This is a genomic window from Salinivibrio sp. HTSP (assembly GCF_003390965.1).
Classification (GTDB): domain Bacteria; phylum Pseudomonadota; class Gammaproteobacteria; order Enterobacterales; family Vibrionaceae; genus Salinivibrio; species Salinivibrio kushneri.
The window spans coordinates 64413-85779 of the sequence record NZ_PXUD01000010.1 but is presented as its reverse complement, the minus strand read 5'-3'; the positions used below and the strand labels follow the sequence as shown (position 1 = coordinate 85779).

Here is a 21367-nt window from a genome sequence, read left to right as displayed (position 1 = left end):
GCACCGCTGATGCGGCTACAGTGTCCCGAGAAATGCATACCCGGCTGCGTCACTATCTATGAGCGACTCGCCTGTCTGCAGCCCACTGCTACGCTCGCAGTCTCACTGACGTTTAACGAAAACGTGAACAGTGTGTGGCCGCTAAAAGCAGATAGTAACAGAGGGGTATCAAAAAATTAAAACGATGTTATCGCTTTTACTTTCGTTGCAGTGACTCAAAAGTGAGATAAGGCAGGTAGGCAGCGGCTTCGCGCTGCCTGATAGGGTAATCAATAATGATATTCAAACAGATCGCATACCGCCTCAAATAAGGCTTCTGTGCTGGTACCGCGGGTGGGCGTGATAAAGATGGTATCGTCTCCGGCCACGGCACCCAGGATGCCTTCGGCCTTGCCCAATGAGTCGAGAAGCCGTGCGATAAGCTGCGCGGCCCCTGGCCCGGTATGGATCACCACAACAGCCTCATTATAGTCGATCTCCATCACCAGCTCGCGCAAGGCGCTGCCGGTGGTGGGGACACCGAGTTCGATCGGTAAGCAATAGACCATTTCCATTTTGGCGTTGCGGGTACGCACTGCGCCGAATTTGGTCAACATGCGTGATACTTTCGACTGGTTGATGCCCTCAAATCCTTGAGCACGTAGGGCTTCGACAATCTCACCCTGAGAACTGAACTTTTCTTCTTTGAGGATCGCTTTAAACGCTCGAACCAATTGGTCTTGTTTTTCTGAGTTACGCATGACGGCAGACTCGCAATGACAAACGAGTGGCTATTTTGCATATACATGCAACGAGGGGCAATCACTGAGGGTATAAAATGGCGACAATATCACTGTTGCTGACCAGACGCTCCGCGACAAACAAAGGGAGAGCGAAAAAATGAGAGCTTAGGCTGATCATCACCGCCTGAGGCTTGAGTGGGGGTAGGGGCGGGCATATGATGAAGCAACAGTTCGCAACATTGATGGGCGACTTGTGCCCGAACAGAAGCCGGACCGGATCCGGACTATAAGAAATATCGAAAGGAGAACGACATGAAAGTTGCTGTGATTGGCGCCGCGGGAGGCATTGGTCAGGCTCTAGCCCTACTGCTAAAAAACAATTTACCAGCCGGTTCCGACCTGGCCTTGTACGATATCGCTCCTGTTACGCCAGGTGTAGCGGTTGACTTGAGTCACATCCCCACGCCGGTCACCATCAAAGGCTATAGCGGCGAAGATCCAACGCCAGCACTTGATGGGGCTGATGTGGTGTTAATCTCTGCAGGGGTGGCTCGTAAGCCGGGTATGGATCGCTCTGATTTGTTCAATGTGAACGCGGGCATTGTGAAATCATTGGCGGAAAAGATTGCTGATGTGTGTCCAAAAGCCTGCGTAGGTATTATCACTAACCCGGTTAATACCACGGTGGCGATTGCCGCCGATGTGCTGAAAGCTAAGGGCGTTTACGATAAAAATAAACTGTTTGGCGTGACCACGCTGGATGTGATTCGCTCAGAAGCCTTTATCGGTGAGCTGAAAGGGATGGATCCACGCGAAGTGTCTATTCCTGTTGTCGGTGGCCACTCAGGCGTGACGATTCTGCCGCTATTGTCGCAAGTAAAAGGCGTGACATTTAGCCAAGAAGAGGTTGAAGCCTTGACGCCGCGCATTCAAAACGCTGGCACTGAAGTGGTTGAAGCTAAAGCCGGTGGTGGCTCCGCAACCTTGTCAATGGGTCAGGCAGCATGTCGCTTTGGCCTCTCGCTGGTGCGCGCCCTGCAAGGTGAATCAAACGTGGTGGAATGTGCGTATGTTGAAGGCGACGGTCAGCACGCCCGCTTCTTCGCTCAACCTGTACGTCTGGGTAAAGAGGGAGTCGACGAGATCCTCAGCATCGGTGAGCTAAGTGCCTATGAGCAACAAGCGATGGACAAGATGCTGGAAACGCTGCGTAAAGATATCAAAATGGGCGAAGAGTTCGCGGCCAAATAGTAGGCATTCGACTCTCGCGAGGAAAGCGGCGCAATAGCGCCGCTTTTTAGTTTGGCTGAGGGGCTTAAATTGCGTTAGGTGTTGCGGTCAACCGCTAAATGCGCCAATGCCACTAAGGCGTGTTTATACGGGGTTTCTGGCAATATATCGAGCGCACGGATGGCTTTTTCTGATTCCTGCTCGGCACGCTCTCGGGTATACGCCAGTGAGCCGCAGGCGTCCATACAGGCCAAAATCGCCTCGAGTTTATCGCGGCCATTGCCTTTTTCGATGGCGGTACGAATCATCGCCGCTTCTTCCTCAGAGCCGTGTTGCATCGCGTGCAGCAAAGGTAGCGTCGGTTTGCCTTCTGCCAAATCATCACCCGTTTGCTTGCCCATTTCATTGTCAGCACTGGTGTAGTCAATCACATCATCAATTAACTGGAACGCCGTTCCAAGATATCGGCCATAGTCTTGGAGGGCTTTCTCCGTGTCTGCGTCTGCCTCGTTAAGAATCGCGCCAATCTGGGTGGCTGACTCAAACAAACGCGCGGTTTTAGAGTAGATGACCTGCATATAACTGTTTTCTGTGGTATCAGGGTCGTTACAATTCATCAATTGCAGCACTTCCCCTTCAGCAATCACATTGGTAGCCTCACTCATTAAATCCAGAATGCGTAACGAGCGTAGGCTGGTCATCATTTGAAACGAGCGAGTGTAAATGTAATCACCGACTAACACACTGGCCGCATTACCAAACAAGGCATTGGCGGTTGCATTGCCACGGCGCAAGTCCGATTCATCGACCACGTCATCATGGAGCAAGGTGGCGGTATGAATGAATTCAATAAACGCGGCGGCGGTGGTGTGTTTGTCACCGTGATAACCAAGTGCACGCGCCGCTAATACAGCGAGCATCGGGCGCAGTCGTTTGCCACCGCTGTTAACGATGTAAAAGCCGAGCTGATTGATTAGCGCGACATCAGAGTTTAACTGGGCGAGGATCTTTTGGTCGACCTGCGCCATGTCATCACTAATTAAGGCTTGGATTGATTTGAAATCCATGAATATATCCGGGCGTTGTCCTAGTTACTTGCCTGCCGAGCTAACGAAATAAATCACAACTCACTAGCAGCAAGAGGCGAAATATTGCACGTTAATACGTTCAGAATGGCGTGAAACATTCGTCAGTATCGGCACCAGAGCGGGTATTTAGCTTGGCATAGTACACCAGATGACAGGCGACGAGATAGCGCTCGCACAGGGAAAATGTGTGGGAATTAATGCTGAGCACCTTTTCACCAATTTTCTTGCTTTCCCCTCTTGCCTCAAATCAATTTCTGCCGTAGAATTCGCGCCCTATTGATGAATTATATGCGCACCCCTTGTTGCTCAATATTGCAGCAGGCCGTGCGGAAATGCGGAGTAAAACATGTACGCAGTTTTCCAAAGTGGTGGTAAGCAACACCGAGTAAGCGAAGGCCAGACTATTCGCTTGGAAAAGCTAGACGTTGAAACTGGCGCAAGTGTAGAACTTGACAAAGTATTGCTAGTGGCAAACGGCGAAGACGTTAAAGTTGGCGCGCCTTTTGTTAGCGGTGCAAAAGTAACAGCAGAAGTTGTTACTCACGGTCGCGGCGATAAAGTGAATATCGTTAAGTTCCGTCGTCGTAAACATTCTCGCAAGCACATGGGCCACCGTCAGTGGTTCACTGAAGTCAAAATCACTGGCATCAGCGCTTAAGAGTAGGAGAGAGAAGAGATGGCACACAAAAAAGCTGGCGGTTCTACTAAAAACGGCCGCGATTCAGAAAGTAAACGCCTAGGTGTTAAACGCTTCGGTGGTGAGTCTGTACTAGCAGGTAACATCATCGTTCGTCAACGTGGTACTAAATTCCACGCAGGCACTAACGTAGGTTGCGGTAAAGACCACACTCTATTCGCTCTGTCTGATGGCAAAGTGAAATTTGAGACCAAAGGTCGTCATAACCGTAAATTCGTTACTATCGAAGCTGAATAAGCTTCAACGCCAAGCGAATTTCTGAAGCCCTGCCTTTTGGCGGGGCTTTTTATTGTGTCTGGTGATCACCGGTCAATGAGCGTTTGATCAGAGAGGCGCGGAAAGTCGGTCAAAGCAGAAAAATGATCCTAAGATCGATAAGATCGCCATTCACTAATCTGGGATAAGGCTAGTTGCAATAAACGTGCGTTTTAGCAATTGGTGCGGAGAAGTTAGCATGAAGTTTGTAGATGAAGCGATTATTCGCGTCGATGCCGGGGACGGGGGCAATGGGACCGTCAGCTTCCGGCGGGAAAAATATGTCCCTAAAGGGGGCCCAGATGGCGGTGATGGCGGTGATGGTGGTGATGTCTATCTGCTAGCCGACGAAAACCTCAATACCCTGATCGATTATCAGTTTGAGCGCTTTCACTCTGCAGCGCGTGGTGAAAACGGTCGCGGGGGTAACTGTACCGGTAAACGCGGTGAAGACTTGGTACTCAATGTGCCTGTTGGTACCCGGGCTGTGGATGAAGACACGGGTGAGGTGATTGCCGACTTAACCCAACATGGCATGAAAGTGATGGTAGCCAAAGGTGGGTTTCACGGCCTTGGCAATACGCGTTTCAAATCGTCCGTCAACCGCGCCCCACGACAAAAAACCATGGGAACTAAAGGCGAAGTCCGTCAGCTGCGTTTGGAGCTGTTGTTGTTGGCCGATGTGGGGATGCTAGGTTTGCCGAATGCGGGCAAATCGACCTTTATTCGTGCGGTGTCGGCGGCAAAGCCGAAAGTGGCTGATTATCCCTTTACCACGTTAGTGCCTAGCCTTGGCGTGGTTCGTGTCGCGGCTGACAAGAGCTTTGTGGTGGCCGATATTCCTGGTCTGATTGAAGGTGCGGCTGATGGCGCGGGACTGGGGATTCGCTTCTTGAAACACCTGGAACGCTGTCGTGTGTTGTTACATATGATTGATTTGCTGCCCGTTGATGGTACCGATCCGGTCGATAACGCGTTCACCATTATTGATGAATTGAATCAATACAGCGAAAAGCTGGCGGATAAACCGCGTTGGTTGGTATTTAACAAAGTGGATTTGATGCCAGAAGACGAGGCACAGGCGCAAATTGAGCGTGTGTTAGAAGCTCTGGCGTGGGATGACAAATACTACGCGATATCCGCGATTAACAAAGCGAACGTCCAACCGCTTATTTACGATCTGATGGCATCGATCGAGGCGCTACCTGCGCCGAAACCTGAGGTTGAGCCGGAAGATGAGACGGTGGCGTTCAAGTGGGATGATCACCACGAACAGCAGCTCAATCAAAGCGATGACGACGATGATTGGGATGATTGGAACGAAGACGACTACGACGTCGAGATCATCTACAAGCCTTAATCCTAAAAAGCCGTTACGTCTGTAGCGGCTTTTTTTATGTCCGATTTGGCGATAATCTGATCGCAACTTTATTTGCATCAAAGACCGTGGCGAGTCGGTGGTGAATACTGCGAGCAGATAGGCGCAATGTAAGAGGGATTTTTAAGGTGGGAAAGCGGTTAACCGAGCCAGAGCAACGTGCCATATCGCGTTTAGTGATTGAAGTCGGGCAGCGACTGTTACAGCATGGCGCGGAAAGTAAGCTGGTTAGTGATGTAAGCATTCGCTTAGGACGTGCACTAGGGCTCGATAGCGTTGAGCTGGCGTTATCGGCGAGTTCTTTGGTAGTCACCACGCTCAGTCAAGGTCATTGTATCACCACCGCCAGACGTTGCCCCGATCGCGGGATCAACATGAAAGTGGTGACCGATATCCAACGCACGGTCATTTTGGCCGAGAAAGGGATCCTCGATGCTTTGGCGGTGCGCAAGCGCTTAAGTCGGATCGAGCCCTTTCGCTATCCACCTTGGCTGGTGGTGGGGATGATAGGCTTGTCATGTGCGGCTTTCAGTCGATTAGCGGGCGGCGATGCCGTGGTGTTTGCACTCACGTTTATCGCGTCTGCCACCGGCATGCGAGTGCGCCAACTGATTGCCCACCGTCACTTTAATCCGCTTCTCACTTTCGCGGTCACCGCGATGGTCACCACCTTGATATCCAGCGTGGGCACGATAATGGATTGGGGTAACGAACCCTTCCTTATCATGGCCTCATCAGTCTTAATGCTCGTCCCCGGCTATCCGTTGATAAACGCGGTATCAGATATGGTCAAAGGCTTTGTCGATATGGGGATCGCTCGTTGGACGATGGCATCCTTGCTCACCTTGGCAACAGCGCTGGGTATTGTTGGTGCCATGAGTCTTGTGGGGGCATGGGGATGGTTATGAGTTTATTGCTCGCCTTACTGGAAGATATGTTCTTTGCCATGATCCCCGCGGTGGGGTTTGCATTAGTGTTTAATGTACCGGTTAAGGCGCTCAAATACTGTGCCTATGGCGGTGCGGTCGGCCATGGTTTGCGCTTTGTGCTGATGGAATCCGGGGTCGCCATTGAATGGGCCACGCTGGCAGGCGCGACCACGATTGGCTTTTTAGGTGTGTACTGGTCGCAGCGCTTTTTGGCGCATCCTAAGGTGTTTACCGTGGCGGCAATTATCCCGATGATCCCCGGCGTTTACGCGTTTAAAGCGATGATTGCGTTGGTAACCATCAACAATCAAGGCTATAGCCCTGCTTTATGGGCGAGCCTTATTGAAAACCTGACCACCGCGGGGTTCATTCTCTCGGCACTGGCCATTGGCCTTGCGATGCCAGGGTTATTGTTTTATCGTCGCCGACCAGTGATTTGAAGAAAAGGGTACCTGTAATGCGCGTCAGTTTAGTGGCTGCGATGGCAAACGATCGAGTGATTGGCAAGAATAACCAAATGCCGTGGCATTTGCCGGCAGACTTAGCGTGGTTTAAACGTACTACTCTTGGTCATCCTGTGGTGATGGGGCGCAAAACCTTTGAGTCAATTGGTCGTCCGCTGCCCAAACGACCGAACATTGTGATCAGTCGCGACCCGGACTATCAGCCAGAGGGTGTCACTGTCGTGCGCTCGCCAGAACAAGCGCTTAAAACCGTGGCCGAGTATGAGGAGGTCATGGTGATTGGTGGCGGTACCATTTATCAGGCATTTTTGCCCCGTGCTGACCGCTTGTATCTTACCTTTATTGATCTTGACGTCGACGGCGATACCCGCTTCCCGCAGTGGGGAGAAGGGTGGAAGAAAACAGAGGTCGGCTCACATCCAGTGGATGATAAAAACGCCCACCCCATCACTTTTACTGTCTGGGATCGTGCCTAAGTAGCGCTATTTTCTGCCGCTAACGTAAAGCAGGCTTTATCTTCCCAACGAAGGAGCGTGAGCTTGCCGCCCCATACGCACCCAGTATCTAGCCCATAAAGCTTGGGCTGGATGGTGCCATTTAACGCCGCCCAATGGCCAAACACCACCGACTGATCAAGCGGCTGGCGCGCTGGCACCTCAAACCAAGGCAATAAACCGCTGTCAGCCGCTTGGCTAGGTGGCAGCTTGCATTGCATGTCCAGGCGACCATCTGGGAAACAAAAACGCATGCGGGTAAAGCTATTGATGATATAGCGATAACGGTCAAGGCCGCTCAGTGATGGATCCCACTGATCGGGGCTGTCGGCATACATGTTTTCCAGCAACCAGCGCTGCTCGTTACTGCGCAGTATCGCTTCTACCTCATTGGCACAGGTGACAGCGGTCTTTTTGTCCCACTGCGGGCTGATGCCTGCATGGGCCAGCAAAAAGCCTCCGTCTGGCGCGGCGACATCCATCAGGAGCGGCTGCTGAGACAACCAGCCGAGGAGTTGATCCCGATCTGGCGCATCAAGAATAGGCTGAGTATTGTCTTTGCCTTTAACGGGTTTTATGCCATGGGCAACGGCCAGCAAGTGCAAGTCGTGGTTACCCAAGACGACGCGCGCCGCGTCCCCGAGCTGATAAAAGAAACGTAACACGTTGAGGGAGTCGGGGCCGCGTGCGACCAAATCCCCAACCGAGTACAAGATGTCTTTATCTGGGGAAAAATCGACCTGAGTGAGAAGCGCACGTAATGTGCGCTCACAACCATGGATATCCCCGACAAGATAGGTCGCCATATGCCTCCCTGTTGGGATTAGTGGAGAATGTTTGGCAGCGCGAGACGAAACGGTGCAATATCGACCTTAAACGACTGATCGTCTTGATCTTGCATGGTATAAAAACCTTGCATTACACCCACAGGCGTCTCGATGATGGTGCCACTGGTGTAGGTGTATTTTTCTCCCGCGGCAATCTTGGGTTGCTCGCCGACAACGCCTTCTCCTTCTATTTCTAGCTCTTTACCATTGGCATCGGTAATGAGCCATTTTCTGCGCATAAGTTGCGCAGGGGCATCGCCGCGGTTTTCAATGGTGACCGTGTATGAGAAGACAAAGCGCTCATTGTCAGGCTCAGATTGGTCTTCCACATATTGTGTCGCGACGTGAATCTCGAATTGCGATTGTTCGGTGGCTTGCAAATCAAGGCTCCTGTTTATGATGAGTGATTGGCATCTAACCAGTTGGCCAAGCTGGAGAACTGCGCCAAGGTCATGTGCTCAGGACGTAAGCTAGGGTCGATACCAAGCTCGGTCAATGTATCGACACTAACCAATGACTTAAAACAGTTACGTATGGTTTTACGGCGTTGATTAAAACCTTCACGACACACGCGCTCTAACCATGACAAATTGGTGACTGGATGTGGCAAGGTTTTGTGTGGCACTAAGCGCACAACCGCGGAGTCCACTTTCGGTGCCGGCTTAAAGGCACTCGGTGGCACCTCCAATACCGGGATCACTTGGCAGTAGTATTGTGCCATGACGGTAAGACGCCCATAGGCTTTGGTGCCAGGACCTGCGGCGAGACGATTCACCACTTCTTTTTGCAACATAAAGTGCATATCTTGCACTTGGTCGGCAAAAGAGAACAAATGGAACATTAACGGCGTAGAGACATTGTATGGCAGGTTACCAAAAATCCGTAGCGGGCCTTGCTTGGCAAGCTCGGCAAAATCAAAGGCCATCGCATCGGCTTCATGCACCGTGAGTTTACGGCCCATGAAAGGATGACTGCGCAAGCGCGCGGCAAGATCCCGGTCAAGCTCTACCACGTTTAGGTGGTCGACCTGCTCTGTGACTGGCTCGGTGAGCGCGCCCAGGCCTGGGCCAATCTCGACTAAGTTCTCGCCGGATTGGGGGTTAATGGCTGATACAATGCCGTCAATGATGTAAGGATCATTGAGGAAGTTTTGCCCGAAACGTTTTCTGGCACGGTGGCCTTGATGGACTTTATCGCTCATGCTTGCTATCTACTAATTCAATGGCGTGGGAGATGGCCGTCCGCAGGCTTCCTGTATCCGCCGTACCGGTACCCGCTAAATCCAGTGCGGTACCATGATCTACTGATGTTCTGACAAAGGGCAGGCCCAAGGTAATATTCACTGAGCGCCCAAATCCTTTGAATTTTAACACAGGTAAGCCCTGGTCGTGATACATCGCCAGTACAGCATCGGCATCTTGCAGGTACTTTTCTTGGAAAAGCGTATCCGCGGGTAGGGGACCGACTAAATCCATCCCTTGTTGGCGTAAATCATCGAGGGCCGGTTCAATGGTGTCGATTTCCTCTGTGCCTAAACAGCCTCCCTCTCCGGCATGAGGATTCAGGCCGCAGACATAAATACGAGGGTTTGCAATCGCAAACTTCTCGCGTAAGTCTTGATGCAAAATGCCGATAACATCGTGCAAGCGCTCACGGGTGATGGCCTTGGAGACATAGGCCAAGGGAATGTGGGTGGTGACCAAGGCGACACGTAACCCTTCAGTGGCGAGCATCATCACCACTTGATTGACATTGGCGTGCTGGGCAAAAAACTCCGTATGGCCGCTAAAAGACACCCCTGCACGGTTGATAATCCCTTTGTGAACTGGGCCGGTGACAATCGCGGCAAACTCACCGCTCATGTTTCCTTCCGCGGCGCGAGTCAGGGTATCGAGCACATAGCGGCCGTTGGCTTCATCTAATTGACCAGGGGTCACCGCCGCACCAATCGGCGTCTCTGCGACGATAAGCTCGCCCGCCTGGTGTGCTTGCGGCTCAGTGCTGGGATCATAGTCTCGCAAGCTGATAGCCAGTCCTAATTGCTTGGCGCGCTCAGCCAGCATTTGCTTGTTCGCGACCGCGACAAGCTGATGAGGCCAAGCATGAAGCGCCATGGCCAAGACAAGATCAGGCCCGATGCCCGCAGGCTCTCCGGGCGTAATCGCGATACGCTCAGCTGTCATCGGTGATCACCTCGACGTAAGCCCCTGCGCGTAGCTCTTGCAGCCAGGCCTGCGCTTCTTCGTTGAACTTTCTATTGAATAGCATGCGGTAAGCGCGATTTTTCACAGCCGCATCGGTTTTATCCACTTCACGACGATCAGTGACTTCGACGATATGCCAGCCATGTACGGTTTTAAACGGTTCGCTGACTTGGCCTTCTGGCAGGGCATCAACTTTCGCCTTAAAGGCGGGTACATAGGCATCGGTGGTGGACCAACCTAGGTCGCCACCATTGACTGCCGAGCCTGGATCGTCGCTGTACTGCTTGGCGAGATCAGCAAAACTTTGCTCACCACGTCGGATTTGATCTGTTAATTGGTTGAGCTCTTTCTGCGCGCCTTTATCACTCAGCACGATCGATGGTTTGATCAGGATATGACGCGCTTTCACTTCGGTGACGGCGACAGTTTCTAGTCCTTGTACATCGTCAATTTTGAGAATATGGAAGCCAACCCCGCTTCTAAACGGCCCGATGATCGCCCCTTTACCTTGGTTGGTGATCTGGTCGGCGAAAATAGTCGGCATTTCCTCTCGGCGCAACCAGCCCCAATCACCGCCGTCTAGCGCTTTAGGGCCTTTGGAGTATTCCATCGCCAGCTCGGCGATATGACCGTCATGGCGCAGGGTATCAACGAGACGGTGAGCTTGTTTTTTGACGCTTTCACGCTCAGCTTTGCTGGCATCGTCGTCTAATTTGAGCTGAATATGCGAAAGTTTGTATTTTACCTTTTGCATCTTTTGCTCATTTAACTGGCTGGCAAGCGTTTCGACTTCTTGCGGTAAAATACTGATTCGGCGGCGTACTTGCGCGTTACGTGCTTCGGAAATGGTAAGTTCACGACGCACTTGTTCACGGTATTGTGCCCATGCGACACCTTGCTCGGCCATTTTTTCTCGCAGGGCTTGCACACTGACAGACTGCTCCTTAGCAATGTTTTCGATTGCTTGTTGCAACTGGCTATCGTCTATCTGGATCCCTAAACGTTTGGCCTCTTGCAGTTGTAGCTCCTCGATAACCAGCCGCTCACGCATTTGCTCTTCAAGCACATCTTGTGGCGGTAATTCGCGATCGCTGTTGGCGGCATTAAGGGTAACGGTGCGACGCATCGCCGCCATATCACTTTGTAATACCACGCCGTCATTGACCACTGCGATCACGCGATCCAGCTCTTGAGGTGCCGCTTGCGTTAAGGGGGTCAGCAACACTAAAACGCCAGTGATGAGGGCGTGACTCCATTTGTTCATGCTTTGTCCACTTCTTTTCATAGGTTCAACAGTCCAGACCACAATAAAGCGGGTTAGTTCTTCAGCGCAAAAGGATTGCGATAACCCAAGGCGTTGCCTGAGTCTGTGCTGAAGTTAAAGCCGCTATCAGCCCCTAGCCCTAGGAGGCTAAATGAGAGGGTGACGTTATTGTCGTATTCTGGGTCTGTATTAATATCAGAGCGTGAGAGTAAGTACTCGTTATAGCTCAAGCCGACCACCCAACAATCAGAGCGATAGGTCAGGCTAAACTGGTTTTCTAGCATCACGTCTTGAGTGAGATCGCGCCAGTATTGGCCTTTAAAACTGAGGCCTCCCCATAGCGGGAAGCCCGTGACCACCCCGGCTTGGGACAGGCCATCATCGGTGAGTGCGCTGATATCTCGGTTCGGCAAGGTAGACTCAATATATTCTTGTGCCACATAGCGATAACTGGTTTGTGCGTAGAATTGTTGGTGGCGATACTCGGCAATCGCGTTACCAAACTGCATTTCACTGAGGTTGCTGTCATATTGCATGGATGCCCGTAAAAACAGGTAGTCATCAATATTGGCTTCCCCTTCGAGGGCCCAAGACGAATAATCGAAGGTTTCTGCATCTTGGTTGGAGGGCTGATCAAAGTAATAAATTTGCCCGAACGACAGGTTGAGTCGCTCTTTATAACCACCGTCGTAAAAACGGGTGGTCGCCCCGTAGGTTAGCTGATTAGCCGGGTTAATATAATCAATGCTGCTAAATTGATTGCCGCGGAATAACCCATAGTAGTCGGTTTGTAAGCGTGCGGTATCGTAACCGCCGCCACTGAAGTTGACCGGGTTATAAATATCCCCTTGTTCCACGTCTTTGATGTACAAATATTGCACTTGAGGCTCAATGGTTTGGCTAAAGTGCCCCCCCATCGCCCAAAAGTTACGCTCTAGTACCACGCCGGAATGCAATCTTACGGTTGGGATTTTACGCTCCACCGATTTACTCAAGGTCGCTGTGGACTCGGCATCTGGCATGGCGTTGTCAAAGCGTTGATCGTAATGGGTGTAGAGCATGCTCGCTTCGGCCGTGGCATTAAACCAAGGACGCGTGAAGGGCATGGTCAAGGTCGGCGCCAGGTGCGTGCGCGTCGCTTCAGGTTTATTGGGGTCGTCATTAGCAAATACACTAAATTGTGCGGGGACGCTGATGTCCAACCATGGCATCACTTGCGGCGCGTAGTAGTTAAAATCCACTTGCGGCATCAAACGATACACACTGGTGTTTTCTGTGAGCGGTTGAAAGTCCCGCACACGCACAGTGCTGTTCCAATCTAAGCCGCGGTAGCTGATTTCACCGGTTTGCAGCAAGGTATTGTCTTCTCGTTTACCCACGTCCGAGTCAATGTTTTGGAAGTAGGTAATGTCACTGACCTTGCTGTAATCGGCTTGATAGCGCCAGTGGCCCTGTACGCCGCTGTGTGTCCAGTTAAAGCCCCAGCGTGCGTCAAGGTCTGGGTTACGCTGGTCATCAGGCATATATTCTGAGTACAACGAGCCTGATCCGAGTGGGGTAAGGTAACGAACATTGGTATTGAGTTGTACGCCGCGTTCCGACATATATTTGGGCGTGATCGTGGCGTCAAGTTGCGGATGGATATTCCAATAAAATGGCGTTTCCATCTCGATACCGTCGCGATCACTCCAAGAGACCGAGGGGTATAAAAAGCCCGTCAGTCGACCGTCTTCGACCGGCACCCGCAGGTATGGCAGATAAAAAACCGGCACATTCATCACCTCAAACCGTGGATGATAAAGGTCAGCAAACAGGCTGCTATCTTCTTTTTCTATCTTAGAAGCAGAAAAACGCCAGCTTTTGTCTTCGTCCGGGCAAGTGGTATAGGTGCCATCTTCCAGTTCGTAGAAGGTGGTACCGTTTTTAAATACCCGCTTAGCTTCCCCTCGCCCTGGCGTACATAGCATCTTGTACTGCGCATTATTGAGCGTGGTGTCTTCGTTTTCTAAATTGGCTTGTAAATAGTCAGACGTCACCATCATTTGGCCGTCATTGAACACCACATCTCCTTGTGCGGTGACGATCCGTTCTGGATCGCGCAAGGTCGCGGTATCCGCGGTCATTTTACGATGGCCTTGGGTCACCTCGACATTGCCGTTGTAGATGGCTTTTTCATTGGTTTGCGCTTCAGCGCGATCGGCCACCACGCGAATGGGTGCATTGTTCACATCTTGGGTTTGCTCACTCGCTGGAATACAGCGCGCCTCGCTATCGGGGCAAGGTTCGCTGGATGTTTCCGCATTCGCAAAAACAAGGGCTGGGCCATAAAGGGCCAGGCTAATCATGGTGGCTAAAAAGCTGCGTGCAGTCGGTGACATTGAAGAAGACATTCCTGTTTTATCTGATTGCGTGGTGTACACGAAGGCAACGCATCAGTATGCTTTGGCTGCAAAATGCGATTATCATAAATCAATTTACGCCCGGCATCACCTGTAAATGTTCAGGGTGTGAAACTAGCAATGAGACCATGGCATGCGACTAAATGGCAAGGTAATTGGTGCAATTCTCGGCACATTGTTGGGAGGCCCAATCGGTTTTCTTCTCGGCCTTTTCTTAGGTCATCAGTTTGATAAAGCGAAACAGCGCGCGCGTTTCGGCGGTTTTGGTGCCCAAGGCCCGCAAGCGCAACGTGTTTTTTTCCACGGTACCTTTGCGGTGATGGGGCATATCGCCAAAGCTAAAGGGCAAGTCACTCAGGACGAAATACGTCTCGCCAGCTTATTTATGGACCGAATGCAGCTGCAAGGTGAAGCCAGGCAGTTGGCCCAGCAGGCGTTCCGTGAGGGCAAAGACAGTGACTTTCCGCTTGATGAGACTCTCAGTAGTATTCGCACCTTAAGTCAGGGGCAGCGTGATTTGTCGCGTGTCTTTTTGGAAATGCAGATACAAGCGGCGTTTGCCGATGGCGAGTTGCACCCTAAAGAGCGGGAACTACTCTATGTGATTGCTGAGAAACTGGGCTTTTCGCCGCAGCAACTGGAGCAACGGTTACGGATGCAAGAAGCCGCGTTTCGCTTCAGCCAAGGTTATCAAGGCGGCTGGCAGCATCAAACCGATGGCCCGGGCGCACCACCACGGCAAAGTGAGATTGATGATGCCTATGATGTGCTAGGGGTTGATGCCAATGCATCCTCTCAAGAAGTGAAAAAAGCGTATCGCAAGCTGATGAATGAGCACCATCCCGACAAATTGATGGCAAAAGGCTTGCCACCAGAAATGATGGAACTGGCCAAAGAAAAAGCGCAAGAGATCCAACAAGCCTACGATGTGGTGAAAAAAGCCCGCGATATGTAGCGGGCTTGTGCGCTAGTCAATCAGAGTGTGTTGCGGCGAGCCGCTTAAAAAACCATCAATGTTATCCATCAGTTGGTTGGCGAGATGGTTAACCGCTTCATCTGCGCCCCATGCGATATGGGGGGTGACCAGCAGGTTAGGCAATGATGCGGCGATCAGCGGGTGAGTATCAGGGGCCGGCTCTTTACTCAGCACATCCAATCCAGCACCGCCAATTTGTCCGCTTTCCAGTGCTTGTAGCAGAGCTTTCTCGTTGACTAAGCCACCACGTCCGGTATTGATCAATATGGCATGCGCTGGCATCAACGCCAGCGTGTCTTGGTCGATAAGATGACGGGTGTTATCGGTGAGTGGGCAATGTAAGGAGAGCACATCGGCTTGGCGTAACACGTGTTCGAAAGGCAGATAGCCAGGCCGGCATGCCTGCGCCCCTCGGTGCTCAGCAAAAACCACCTTCATGCCGACGGCGCGCGCCAGTTGTGCGACGGCCTCGCCTAATGCGCCTTTGCCAATGATCCCCAATGTACTGCCGGCCACACTGCCAATAGGATGAGTGAAAAAGCAAAACTGTCCTTGCTTTTGCCATTCACCGTTTTGTACGTCCCGATGGTATCCGAGCAGTTGTCGCTTAAGGGCAAAAATCATGGCGACGACATGCTCAGGTACCGACTGAGTGGCGTAACCTTGTACGTTGCACACCTGTACCCCACGGGCTTGGCAGGCGGCTAAGTCGACATTGTTTACCCCAGTGGCAGCCACCGCAATCAGTTTGAGATTCGGACAGGCGGCAAGCACCGTCTCATCGATCACCACTTTGTTGGTTATGGCGATATCAGCGTGTTGTAAGCGCGCGATCACATCGCTGGGTTGCGTTTCACCGTAGGCTTGCCAGCGATGCGGATGCTGGGGCGCAGGCAGGACAATATGCGCTGGGATAGTATTGCGGTCGAGAAAGACGATATTGACGGGGTGGTGCTGAGCCATGTTGATCTCCGTGTCTCAATCCATGGCTCTAGGGTGCGAGATATCGCGAGTTTGTGCAATGGTTTCAGCTAGCTGGTTTGTGCGTCCGCCGTTGTGGCTGTATGCGGTGCGGCCAATTGATAGTCACTCGCCAAGCGGTTATTGGGCATCTGGGGATAAAAATCACAAGGAGCTTGGAAATGCATGGCTTCTCCGGTCGCTGGATGCAGAAGGCTAAGCTCGGCAGCATGAAGATGCAGTCGATGGGTATAGGCGAGCGCGTCTGGGCAAGCATAAAACTCATCGCCGACAATGCTATGCCCCAAAGACTGCATGTGGACACGAAGCTGGTGAGAGCGCCCAGTCAGTGGGTACAGAGCCATCAAACTGGTCTGGGAGAAGGTGTGTAAGCAGCGATAGTGCGTTTGCGAGGGCTTACCATGCTCAAAACACACTTTTTGGCGCGGGCGGTTGGGCCAGTCACAAATCAACGGCAGGTCGATAATGCCTTCATGGCTTTCTGGTTGTCCCCATACTTCCGCATAATACAACTTGGTGGGGATGCGGTCGCGAAACTGCGCTTTAAGATTGCGCTCTGCTTCCTTATGGGCAGCAAAGGCCATCACGCCTGAGGTGGACATGTCTAAGCGGTGAACCAGCTCGGCGGAGGGAAATTCGGCTTTCACCCGCGACCATGCGCTGTCGTAATGCTCTGGATTGCGACCAGGATTGGCCAGCAAGCCACTGGGTTTATTGATCACCACCAGATCCGTGTCTTGATAGAGGATATCTAACCAAGGATCCGTCGGTGGATGGTATTCAGTCATTGCCATAGGGTTATCGGGGCCATCAGGCCCCGTCTCACTTTGGTTTATTGGTGGCTAACCACAACAAGGCGCAGCGCATCAAGCTCAATTTGAGCGTGCTGAATATGGTGCGACAAGGTGCTTATCTGCTCGCGTAATGCGTCTAGCTCATCATCACGAATATTCGGATTGACCGTTTTGAGTGCTTCTAAACGCGCTAAGGCTTGTTGGAGCTCGGTTTCCATTTCTTGGTGCGCCCGGGTTTGGATCTCGCCGAGGGCTTTCTCTGCCAGTGGTTCGCTTTTCTCAATCAGGTTGTGGATCTGGCTTTGTACCGAGTTAACCATTTTACTGCCGAGGTGGCGATTTACCGGACTGAGCTGGCGATGGAAGCTTTCGAACTCGACATTGGTGGACAGATCATTGCCGTTGGCATCAAGCAGCAATCGCACGGGCGTTTGCGGTAAAAAGCGGTGGATACCGCTCGATTTCGGCGCCTGGGCGTCAATGGTGTAGATAAGCTCGACAAACAGCGTGCCTACCGGCAGTGACTTGTTTTTGAGCAGTGATACCGCGGTAGTGCCGATGTTTTCGCTCAGCAGCAAATCAATGCCGCCTCGAACAATCGGGTGCTCCCAAGATACAAACTGAACATCTTCGCGACTCAATGCGGTATCGCGGTCAAAGGTAATGGTGCAGCCATCGGCAGGCAGTCCTGGATAGCTGGGTACCATCATGTGTTCAGACGGTTTGACCACCAAGGCATTCTCGCCTTTGTCATCTTGGTTAACACCGATGGTATCAAACAGCCCCAAGGTGAAAGTGACCAAGTTAGTGTCGCCATCCTGCTCGGCAATGGTGTTTGCCAGTTGGTTAGCGGCTTCCCCACCGTGGGAGTGCATTTCGAGGAGCTTATCTCGGCCTTCTTCCATTTCTGCTTTTAAGCGCTGATTCATTACTGCACTGTCACTGATCAGCGCCGACAGCGCGTCATCCTGTTGATTGGCCGCGAGCAGCGTTAACAAGGTCTCGCCATATTGCTCAAACACCGCGCGGCCGGTGGGGCAGGTATCTTCAAACGCGTCTAAGCCTTCGTGATACCAGCGCGCCAAAATGGTCTGAGCGGTACCTTCAAGATACGGCACATGAATGGCAATATCTTGCGTCTGGCCAATACGGTCAAGACGGCCGATACGCTGCTCAAGTAAATCGGGGTTCATCGGTAAGTCGAACATCACTAGCTGATGGGCGAATTGGAAGTTGCGCCCCTCCGATCCAATTTCCGAGCAGATCAAGACCTGCGCGCCCCCCTCTTCTTGGGCAAAGTAAGCCGCGGCTTTGTCACGCTCAACAATCGACATCCCTTCATGGAATACAGTCCCGCGAATACCTTCGCGCTCACGCAGCGCTTGCTCTAGGGTCAGTGCGGTTTGCGCCCGCGAGCAAATAATCAGCACCTTCTCGCTGCGGTGGGCTTTTAGGTAATCCAACAGCCAATCAATACGTGGATCAAAGCACCACCAGCTCGCGCTATCCCCTTCAAACTGTTGATAGATATCTTCTGGGTATAGGTTTTGTACCGCCTTTTGTTCACTCGAACCTGTGCTGCCCATCATGCCGGCGACCCGCATGGCGGTTTGGTATTGACTGGGTAGCGCGAGTGGATGCATATGCAGGCGGCGGCTGGGGAAGCCGCTAATGGCCGCTCGGGTGTTACGGAACAAGACGCGTCCAGTGCCGTGGCGATCCATCAGATCATCAATCAGCTGTTGGCGCGCCTGGGCGTTTTCTTCTGCGTCGTCACTGTGCACTTGGGCCAAACGTGCTGACAGATCTTCGTGTTGCAATAGCTGACGTATCCCAGCTTGTGCCGCGTCGGTCAGTGGCGTATCGTCCAGCAGCGCTTCCACCGCCTCAGCCACGGGCGCGTATTGTTGGGCTTCTTCAACAAAGGCGTCGTAATCATAGAAGCGATCGGGGTCGAGCAGGCGCAAGCGGGCAAAATGGCTTTGCTGGCCCAATTGCTCTGGTGTCGCGGTGAGCAGCAATACGCCAGGGGTGTGCTCAGCGATGCTTTCAATAATTTGATATTCGCGGCTCGGCGCATCAGGTGCCCACGTGAGGTGATGGGCTTCGTCGACCACCAATAAATCCCAATGGGTATCACACACTTGTTCCACCCGGCGGCGGTTTTTGCGCAGAAACTCCAGTGAGCACAACACCAATTGTTGGGTATCAAAGGGGTTGGGGGCGTCGGCGAAAGCCTCCACACAGCGCTCTTCATCGAAAATCGAGAAATGCAGATTAAAGCGGCGCATCATCTCCACCAGCCATTGATGCTGTAAGGTTTCGGGCACCACAATCAGTACACGTTCCGCGCGACCCGCTAGCACTTGCTGGTGGATGATCATCCCTGCCTCAATGGTTTTCCCCAACCCCACTTCATCGGCGAGCAGTACGCGCGGTGCATGACGACGACCGACTTCATGGGCAATGTAAAGCTGATGGGGGATCAGGCCAGCACGCATGCCGGTTAAACCGCGTAATGGGCTGCGCAGTTGCTGGTGCTGATTGGTCAGCGCGCGATAACGCAGGGCAAAACGGTCCATACGATCGAGCTGGCCAGCAAACAGTTTGTCTTGCGGCTTGTTGAAGCGAATTTGGTGGCTGAGTAAGATCTCACGCAGTGCGACCTCATCTTCCCCTGTGTCGGTACGCTGGCCGTAATAGGTCAACACCCCATCGTTTTCTTCAATGCGCGAGACGGTCATGGTCCAGCCCTCGTGACTTTCTACCTCATCGCCGGGGTTGAACATCACCCGGGTCACGGGCGCATCATGGCTGGCGTACAGCCGTGTTTCATCACTAGCAGGAAACATTAGGGTCACGGTACGGCCATCAACGGACACCACGGTGCCGAGTCCAAGATCATGCTCCGTATCACTGATCCAACGTTGTCCAAGCGCAAATGACATAAGGGAAAACCTCTGAATTAACTCGATTGTCGAAAGACGCGGCGCCGTTGACGACGGCACCGTTTAAATACTCTGCTATTCAGTGTGGCACTGAAAAAATTGGCCGCCAATAGTACTCGAACTTGTGAGGAGGGTCACGATGAAACTCAATCAATAGTGGCAAAGAGGTAGATTGACATACAAACGTCATCAAGTGACGGCAAAGATAAAAGCGTGAGCTGGCGCAGTAAAACAAGTTGGGCGCATCCCAACGGCCAGGTCTACGCTTATTTTAAGCGCTGTCACCGACAGTGAACTGCCGACACAGGAGGTGCCTATGGGCGACGCCGACCGGAAGCTGTTTGTACTTGATACTAATATTCTCCTCCACGAGCCTTTCTCGATTTACTCTTTCCAAGAACACGATGTCGTGATCCCCATGACCGTCCTCGAAGAACTTGACCGGATTAAAGATAGCAAACGCGATGTTTCACGGGATGCGCGTGTGGCGATCCGTGCGCTGGAAGATATTTTTAAAGAGGCCACTCCTGACGAAATTGGCGAGGGCATTGCCGTTGGCAAAGGCGATGCGACAGGGACGGTGTCGATCCTCGCTGATTTTGAGATCAAAGAAACCGTCCATGCCTTTGCCGATAAAGCGGGTGATAACCGCATACTCAATGCGGTGTTGTATCTGCAAACTAAGCGCTCACCCCGCAAAGTGGTATTGGTGACCAAAGACATCAATATGCGCCTGCGCGCCAAAGGGGCGGGAGTGATGTATGTGGAGGACTACCGCACCGATCAGCTGATTGATGATGTGCGATTGCTAACCAAAGGCTTCCATCAATTTGCAGGCAGCTTTTGGGATAAAGTGGGAGAATGTAATAGTCAAGCCTATGGCACAGAGACCCTACATACGTTGCCGTCAGAGCTTCTCGATACGCCGTTTGTTAACCAATACCTGTTAGATGACAGTGACGATTTTGCCGCGCGTGTGCAAGCCATTGATGGCGATAAAGCGGTGATTAAAGATCTGAGCCGAGAGCGATTGATGCATCGCGCTGCGTGGGATGTGAAACCGAAAAATATCTACCAAGGGATGGCGATGGATGCGTTGCTCGATCCGAGTATCGACTTGGCGATCCTCACCGGTCCGGCAGGTTGTGGTAAAACCATTCTGGCGATGGCCGCCGCGCTGGAGCAGGTGGTAGAAAAAGGGATGTACGATAAAATCATCGTAACCCGCAATACCCCAGATATTGGCGAGTCAATTGGCTTTTTGCCGGGCTCCGAAGAAGAGAAAATGTTGCCTTGGCTAGGAGCCGTGACCGATACGCTAGAAGCCTTGCACATGCACGATGAGTGCACCGATGGCTCGATGCGTTACATTATGGAGAAAGCGAATCTGCAGTTTAAATCGATTAACTTTATGCGTGGCCGCTCGATTCAAAACGCGTTCGTGATTTTGGATGAGTGCCAAAACCTCACCGCCTCTCAGCTTAAAACCATTATTACTCGGTGTGGGGAGGGGACCAAGTTGGTGTGCTCGGGGAACTTGGCGCAAATCGATTCTTCGTATTTGACCCCAGTGACATCTGGGCTGACCTATATTGTTGAGCGGTTTAAAAACTTTGAAGGCAGTGCGTGTGTGTACCTCAATGGCGTGGTGCGCAGTCGCTTGGCTGAGTTTGCCGAAGAGAATCTATAGCTGATATCAGGTGGCGGTTATCAGGCC

The 21367-nt window shown here is 52.1% G+C and carries 20 protein-coding genes; 9 read left to right on the top strand and 11 right to left on the bottom strand.

The window, feature by feature from the left end; genetic code table 11:
- Nucleotides 1-269: 269 nt before the first annotated feature.
- Nucleotides 270-740 carry a transcriptional regulator ArgR gene (gene argR, locus C7A19_RS02060; RefSeq protein ID WP_046074289.1) on the bottom strand — a complete coding sequence of 157 codons (471 nt, stop codon included), beginning with the start codon at nucleotides 738-740 and terminating at the stop codon, nucleotides 270-272.
- A 294-nt stretch (nucleotides 741-1034) separates the two neighbouring features.
- Between argR and mdh the strand changes: the two genes are divergently transcribed.
- The gene (mdh, locus tag C7A19_RS02055) at nucleotides 1035-1973 is read left to right on the top strand and encodes a malate dehydrogenase (protein WP_069361673.1); all 939 of its coding nucleotides are present in this window, start codon (nucleotides 1035-1037) and stop codon (nucleotides 1971-1973) included.
- Between the two features lie 74 nt (nucleotides 1974-2047).
- Here the strand turns inward: mdh and ispB are convergent, their stop codons facing one another.
- Nucleotides 2048-3019, bottom strand: a complete 972-nt coding sequence (ispB, locus tag C7A19_RS02050) for an octaprenyl diphosphate synthase (RefSeq protein ID WP_116644025.1) — start codon at nucleotides 3017-3019, stop codon at nucleotides 2048-2050.
- A gap of 367 nt (nucleotides 3020-3386) precedes the next feature.
- On the opposite strand from ispB, the gene rplU reads away from it, so the two are divergent.
- The 6 genes from rplU (at nucleotide 3387) to folA (ending at nucleotide 7239) form a co-directional block, all read left to right on the top strand.
- Nucleotides 3387-3698, top strand: a complete 312-nt coding sequence (gene rplU / locus C7A19_RS02045; protein ID WP_046074286.1) for a 50S ribosomal protein L21 — start codon at nucleotides 3387-3389, stop codon at nucleotides 3696-3698.
- 18 nt (nucleotides 3699-3716) lie between these two features.
- Complete coding sequence (gene rpmA / locus C7A19_RS02040; RefSeq protein WP_069361675.1) at nucleotides 3717-3974, top strand: 50S ribosomal protein L27; 258 nt, start codon at nucleotides 3717-3719, stop codon at nucleotides 3972-3974.
- 217 nt (nucleotides 3975-4191) lie between these two features.
- The gene (gene cgtA / locus C7A19_RS02035; RefSeq protein ID WP_069361676.1) at nucleotides 4192-5352 is read left to right on the top strand and encodes an Obg family GTPase CgtA; all 1161 of its coding nucleotides are present in this window, start codon (nucleotides 4192-4194) and stop codon (nucleotides 5350-5352) included.
- A gap of 146 nt (nucleotides 5353-5498) precedes the next feature.
- The gene (locus C7A19_RS02030; protein WP_069361677.1) at nucleotides 5499-6278 is read left to right on the top strand and encodes a threonine/serine exporter family protein; all 780 of its coding nucleotides are present in this window, start codon (nucleotides 5499-5501) and stop codon (nucleotides 6276-6278) included.
- Entirely contained in the window at nucleotides 6275-6739 is a 465-nt protein-coding gene (locus C7A19_RS02025; RefSeq protein WP_069361678.1) for a threonine/serine exporter family protein, read from the top strand. Before C7A19_RS02030 ends, C7A19_RS02025 begins: the two co-directional genes overlap by 4 nt.
- Before the next feature lie 17 nt (nucleotides 6740-6756).
- Entirely contained in the window at nucleotides 6757-7239 is a 483-nt protein-coding gene (folA, locus tag C7A19_RS02020; RefSeq protein ID WP_069361679.1) for a type 3 dihydrofolate reductase, read from the top strand.
- On the opposite strand, the gene apaH is transcribed toward folA, so the two are convergent.
- The 6 genes from apaH to lptD are packed head-to-tail and all read right to left on the bottom strand — an operon-like array spanning nucleotide 7236 to nucleotide 13930.
- Nucleotides 7236-8063, bottom strand: coding sequence for a bis(5'-nucleosyl)-tetraphosphatase (symmetrical) ApaH (apaH, locus tag C7A19_RS02015; protein WP_116644024.1), 828 nt, complete (start codon nucleotides 8061-8063; stop codon nucleotides 7236-7238). The genes folA and apaH overlap by 4 nt on opposite strands.
- A 17-nt stretch (nucleotides 8064-8080) precedes the next feature.
- Nucleotides 8081-8464, bottom strand: a complete 384-nt coding sequence (gene apaG, locus C7A19_RS02010; RefSeq protein WP_069361681.1) for a Co2+/Mg2+ efflux protein ApaG — start codon at nucleotides 8462-8464, stop codon at nucleotides 8081-8083.
- Nucleotides 8465-8478: 14 nt separating this feature from the next.
- Nucleotides 8479-9285, bottom strand: a complete 807-nt coding sequence (gene rsmA / locus C7A19_RS02005; protein WP_069361682.1) for a 16S rRNA (adenine(1518)-N(6)/adenine(1519)-N(6))-dimethyltransferase RsmA — start codon at nucleotides 9283-9285, stop codon at nucleotides 8479-8481.
- Nucleotides 9275-10267: a 4-hydroxythreonine-4-phosphate dehydrogenase PdxA gene (gene pdxA / locus C7A19_RS02000; RefSeq protein WP_116644023.1), complete on the bottom strand. Its 993-nt coding sequence runs from the start codon at nucleotides 10265-10267 to the stop codon at nucleotides 9275-9277. Before pdxA ends, rsmA begins: the two co-directional genes overlap by 11 nt.
- Nucleotides 10257-11552: a peptidylprolyl isomerase SurA gene (surA, locus tag C7A19_RS01995; RefSeq protein ID WP_077599738.1), complete on the bottom strand. Its 1296-nt coding sequence runs from the start codon at nucleotides 11550-11552 to the stop codon at nucleotides 10257-10259. The genes pdxA and surA overlap by 11 nt, the downstream gene beginning before the upstream one ends.
- A gap of 53 nt (nucleotides 11553-11605) precedes the next feature.
- Nucleotides 11606-13930: an LPS assembly protein LptD gene (gene lptD, locus C7A19_RS01990; protein ID WP_069361685.1), complete on the bottom strand. Its 2325-nt coding sequence runs from the start codon at nucleotides 13928-13930 to the stop codon at nucleotides 11606-11608.
- A 154-nt stretch (nucleotides 13931-14084) separates the two neighbouring features.
- Here lptD and djlA point away from each other — a divergent pair, with 154 nt between their 5' ends.
- Nucleotides 14085-14906, top strand: coding sequence for a co-chaperone DjlA (djlA, locus tag C7A19_RS01985; RefSeq protein ID WP_069361686.1), 822 nt, complete (start codon nucleotides 14085-14087; stop codon nucleotides 14904-14906).
- Between the two features lie 12 nt (nucleotides 14907-14918).
- Here the strand turns inward: djlA and C7A19_RS01980 are convergent, their stop codons facing one another.
- The 3 genes from C7A19_RS01980 to rapA form a co-directional block, all read right to left on the bottom strand.
- Nucleotides 14919-15890, bottom strand: coding sequence for a D-2-hydroxyacid dehydrogenase (locus C7A19_RS01980; RefSeq protein ID WP_116644022.1), 972 nt, complete (start codon nucleotides 15888-15890; stop codon nucleotides 14919-14921).
- A gap of 68 nt (nucleotides 15891-15958) precedes the next feature.
- Complete coding sequence (rluA, locus tag C7A19_RS01975) at nucleotides 15959-16702, bottom strand: bifunctional tRNA pseudouridine(32) synthase/23S rRNA pseudouridine(746) synthase RluA (protein WP_116644021.1); 744 nt, start codon at nucleotides 16700-16702, stop codon at nucleotides 15959-15961.
- Between the two features lie 38 nt (nucleotides 16703-16740).
- Nucleotides 16741-19650: an RNA polymerase-associated protein RapA gene (gene rapA / locus C7A19_RS01970; RefSeq protein WP_116644020.1), complete on the bottom strand. Its 2910-nt coding sequence runs from the start codon at nucleotides 19648-19650 to the stop codon at nucleotides 16741-16743.
- A 316-nt stretch (nucleotides 19651-19966) separates the two neighbouring features.
- On the opposite strand from rapA, the gene C7A19_RS01965 reads away from it, so the two are divergent.
- The gene (locus C7A19_RS01965; protein WP_077521674.1) at nucleotides 19967-21340 is read left to right on the top strand and encodes a PhoH family protein; all 1374 of its coding nucleotides are present in this window, start codon (nucleotides 19967-19969) and stop codon (nucleotides 21338-21340) included.
- The last annotated feature ends 27 nt before the right edge of the window (nucleotides 21341-21367 follow it).

Coding starts and splice junctions, on each gene's coding strand:
- rplU (WP_046074286.1), top strand. CDS start 3,387: ATGTACGCAGTTTTCCAAAGTGGTGGTAAGCAACACCGAGTAAGCGAA.
- C7A19_RS01980 (WP_116644022.1), bottom strand. CDS start 15,890: ATGGCTCAGCACCACCCCGTCAATATCGTCTTTCTCGACCGCAATACT.
- lptD (WP_069361685.1), bottom strand. CDS start 13,930: ATGTCACCGACTGCACGCAGCTTTTTAGCCACCATGATTAGCCTGGCC.
- argR (WP_046074289.1), bottom strand. CDS start 740: ATGCGTAACTCAGAAAAACAAGACCAATTGGTTCGAGCGTTTAAAGCG.
- ispB (WP_116644025.1), bottom strand. CDS start 3,019: ATGGATTTCAAATCAATCCAAGCCTTAATTAGTGATGACATGGCGCAG.
- surA (WP_077599738.1), bottom strand. CDS start 11,552: ATGAACAAATGGAGTCACGCCCTCATCACTGGCGTTTTAGTGTTGCTG.
- rapA (WP_116644020.1), bottom strand. CDS start 19,650: ATGTCATTTGCGCTTGGACAACGTTGGATCAGTGATACGGAGCATGAT.
- djlA (WP_069361686.1), top strand. CDS start 14,085: ATGCGACTAAATGGCAAGGTAATTGGTGCAATTCTCGGCACATTGTTG.
- C7A19_RS02025 (WP_069361678.1), top strand. CDS start 6,275: ATGAGTTTATTGCTCGCCTTACTGGAAGATATGTTCTTTGCCATGATC.
- pdxA (WP_116644023.1), bottom strand. CDS start 10,267: ATGACAGCTGAGCGTATCGCGATTACGCCCGGAGAGCCTGCGGGCATC.
- rluA (WP_116644021.1), bottom strand. CDS start 16,702: ATGGCAATGACTGAATACCATCCACCGACGGATCCTTGGTTAGATATC.
- apaH (WP_116644024.1), bottom strand. CDS start 8,063: ATGGCGACCTATCTTGTCGGGGATATCCATGGTTGTGAGCGCACATTA.
- folA (WP_069361679.1), top strand. CDS start 6,757: ATGCGCGTCAGTTTAGTGGCTGCGATGGCAAACGATCGAGTGATTGGC.
- C7A19_RS01965 (WP_077521674.1), top strand. CDS start 19,967: ATGGGCGACGCCGACCGGAAGCTGTTTGTACTTGATACTAATATTCTC.
- rpmA (WP_069361675.1), top strand. CDS start 3,717: ATGGCACACAAAAAAGCTGGCGGTTCTACTAAAAACGGCCGCGATTCA.
- mdh (WP_069361673.1), top strand. CDS start 1,035: ATGAAAGTTGCTGTGATTGGCGCCGCGGGAGGCATTGGTCAGGCTCTA.
- cgtA (WP_069361676.1), top strand. CDS start 4,192: ATGAAGTTTGTAGATGAAGCGATTATTCGCGTCGATGCCGGGGACGGG.
- rsmA (WP_069361682.1), bottom strand. CDS start 9,285: ATGAGCGATAAAGTCCATCAAGGCCACCGTGCCAGAAAACGTTTCGGG.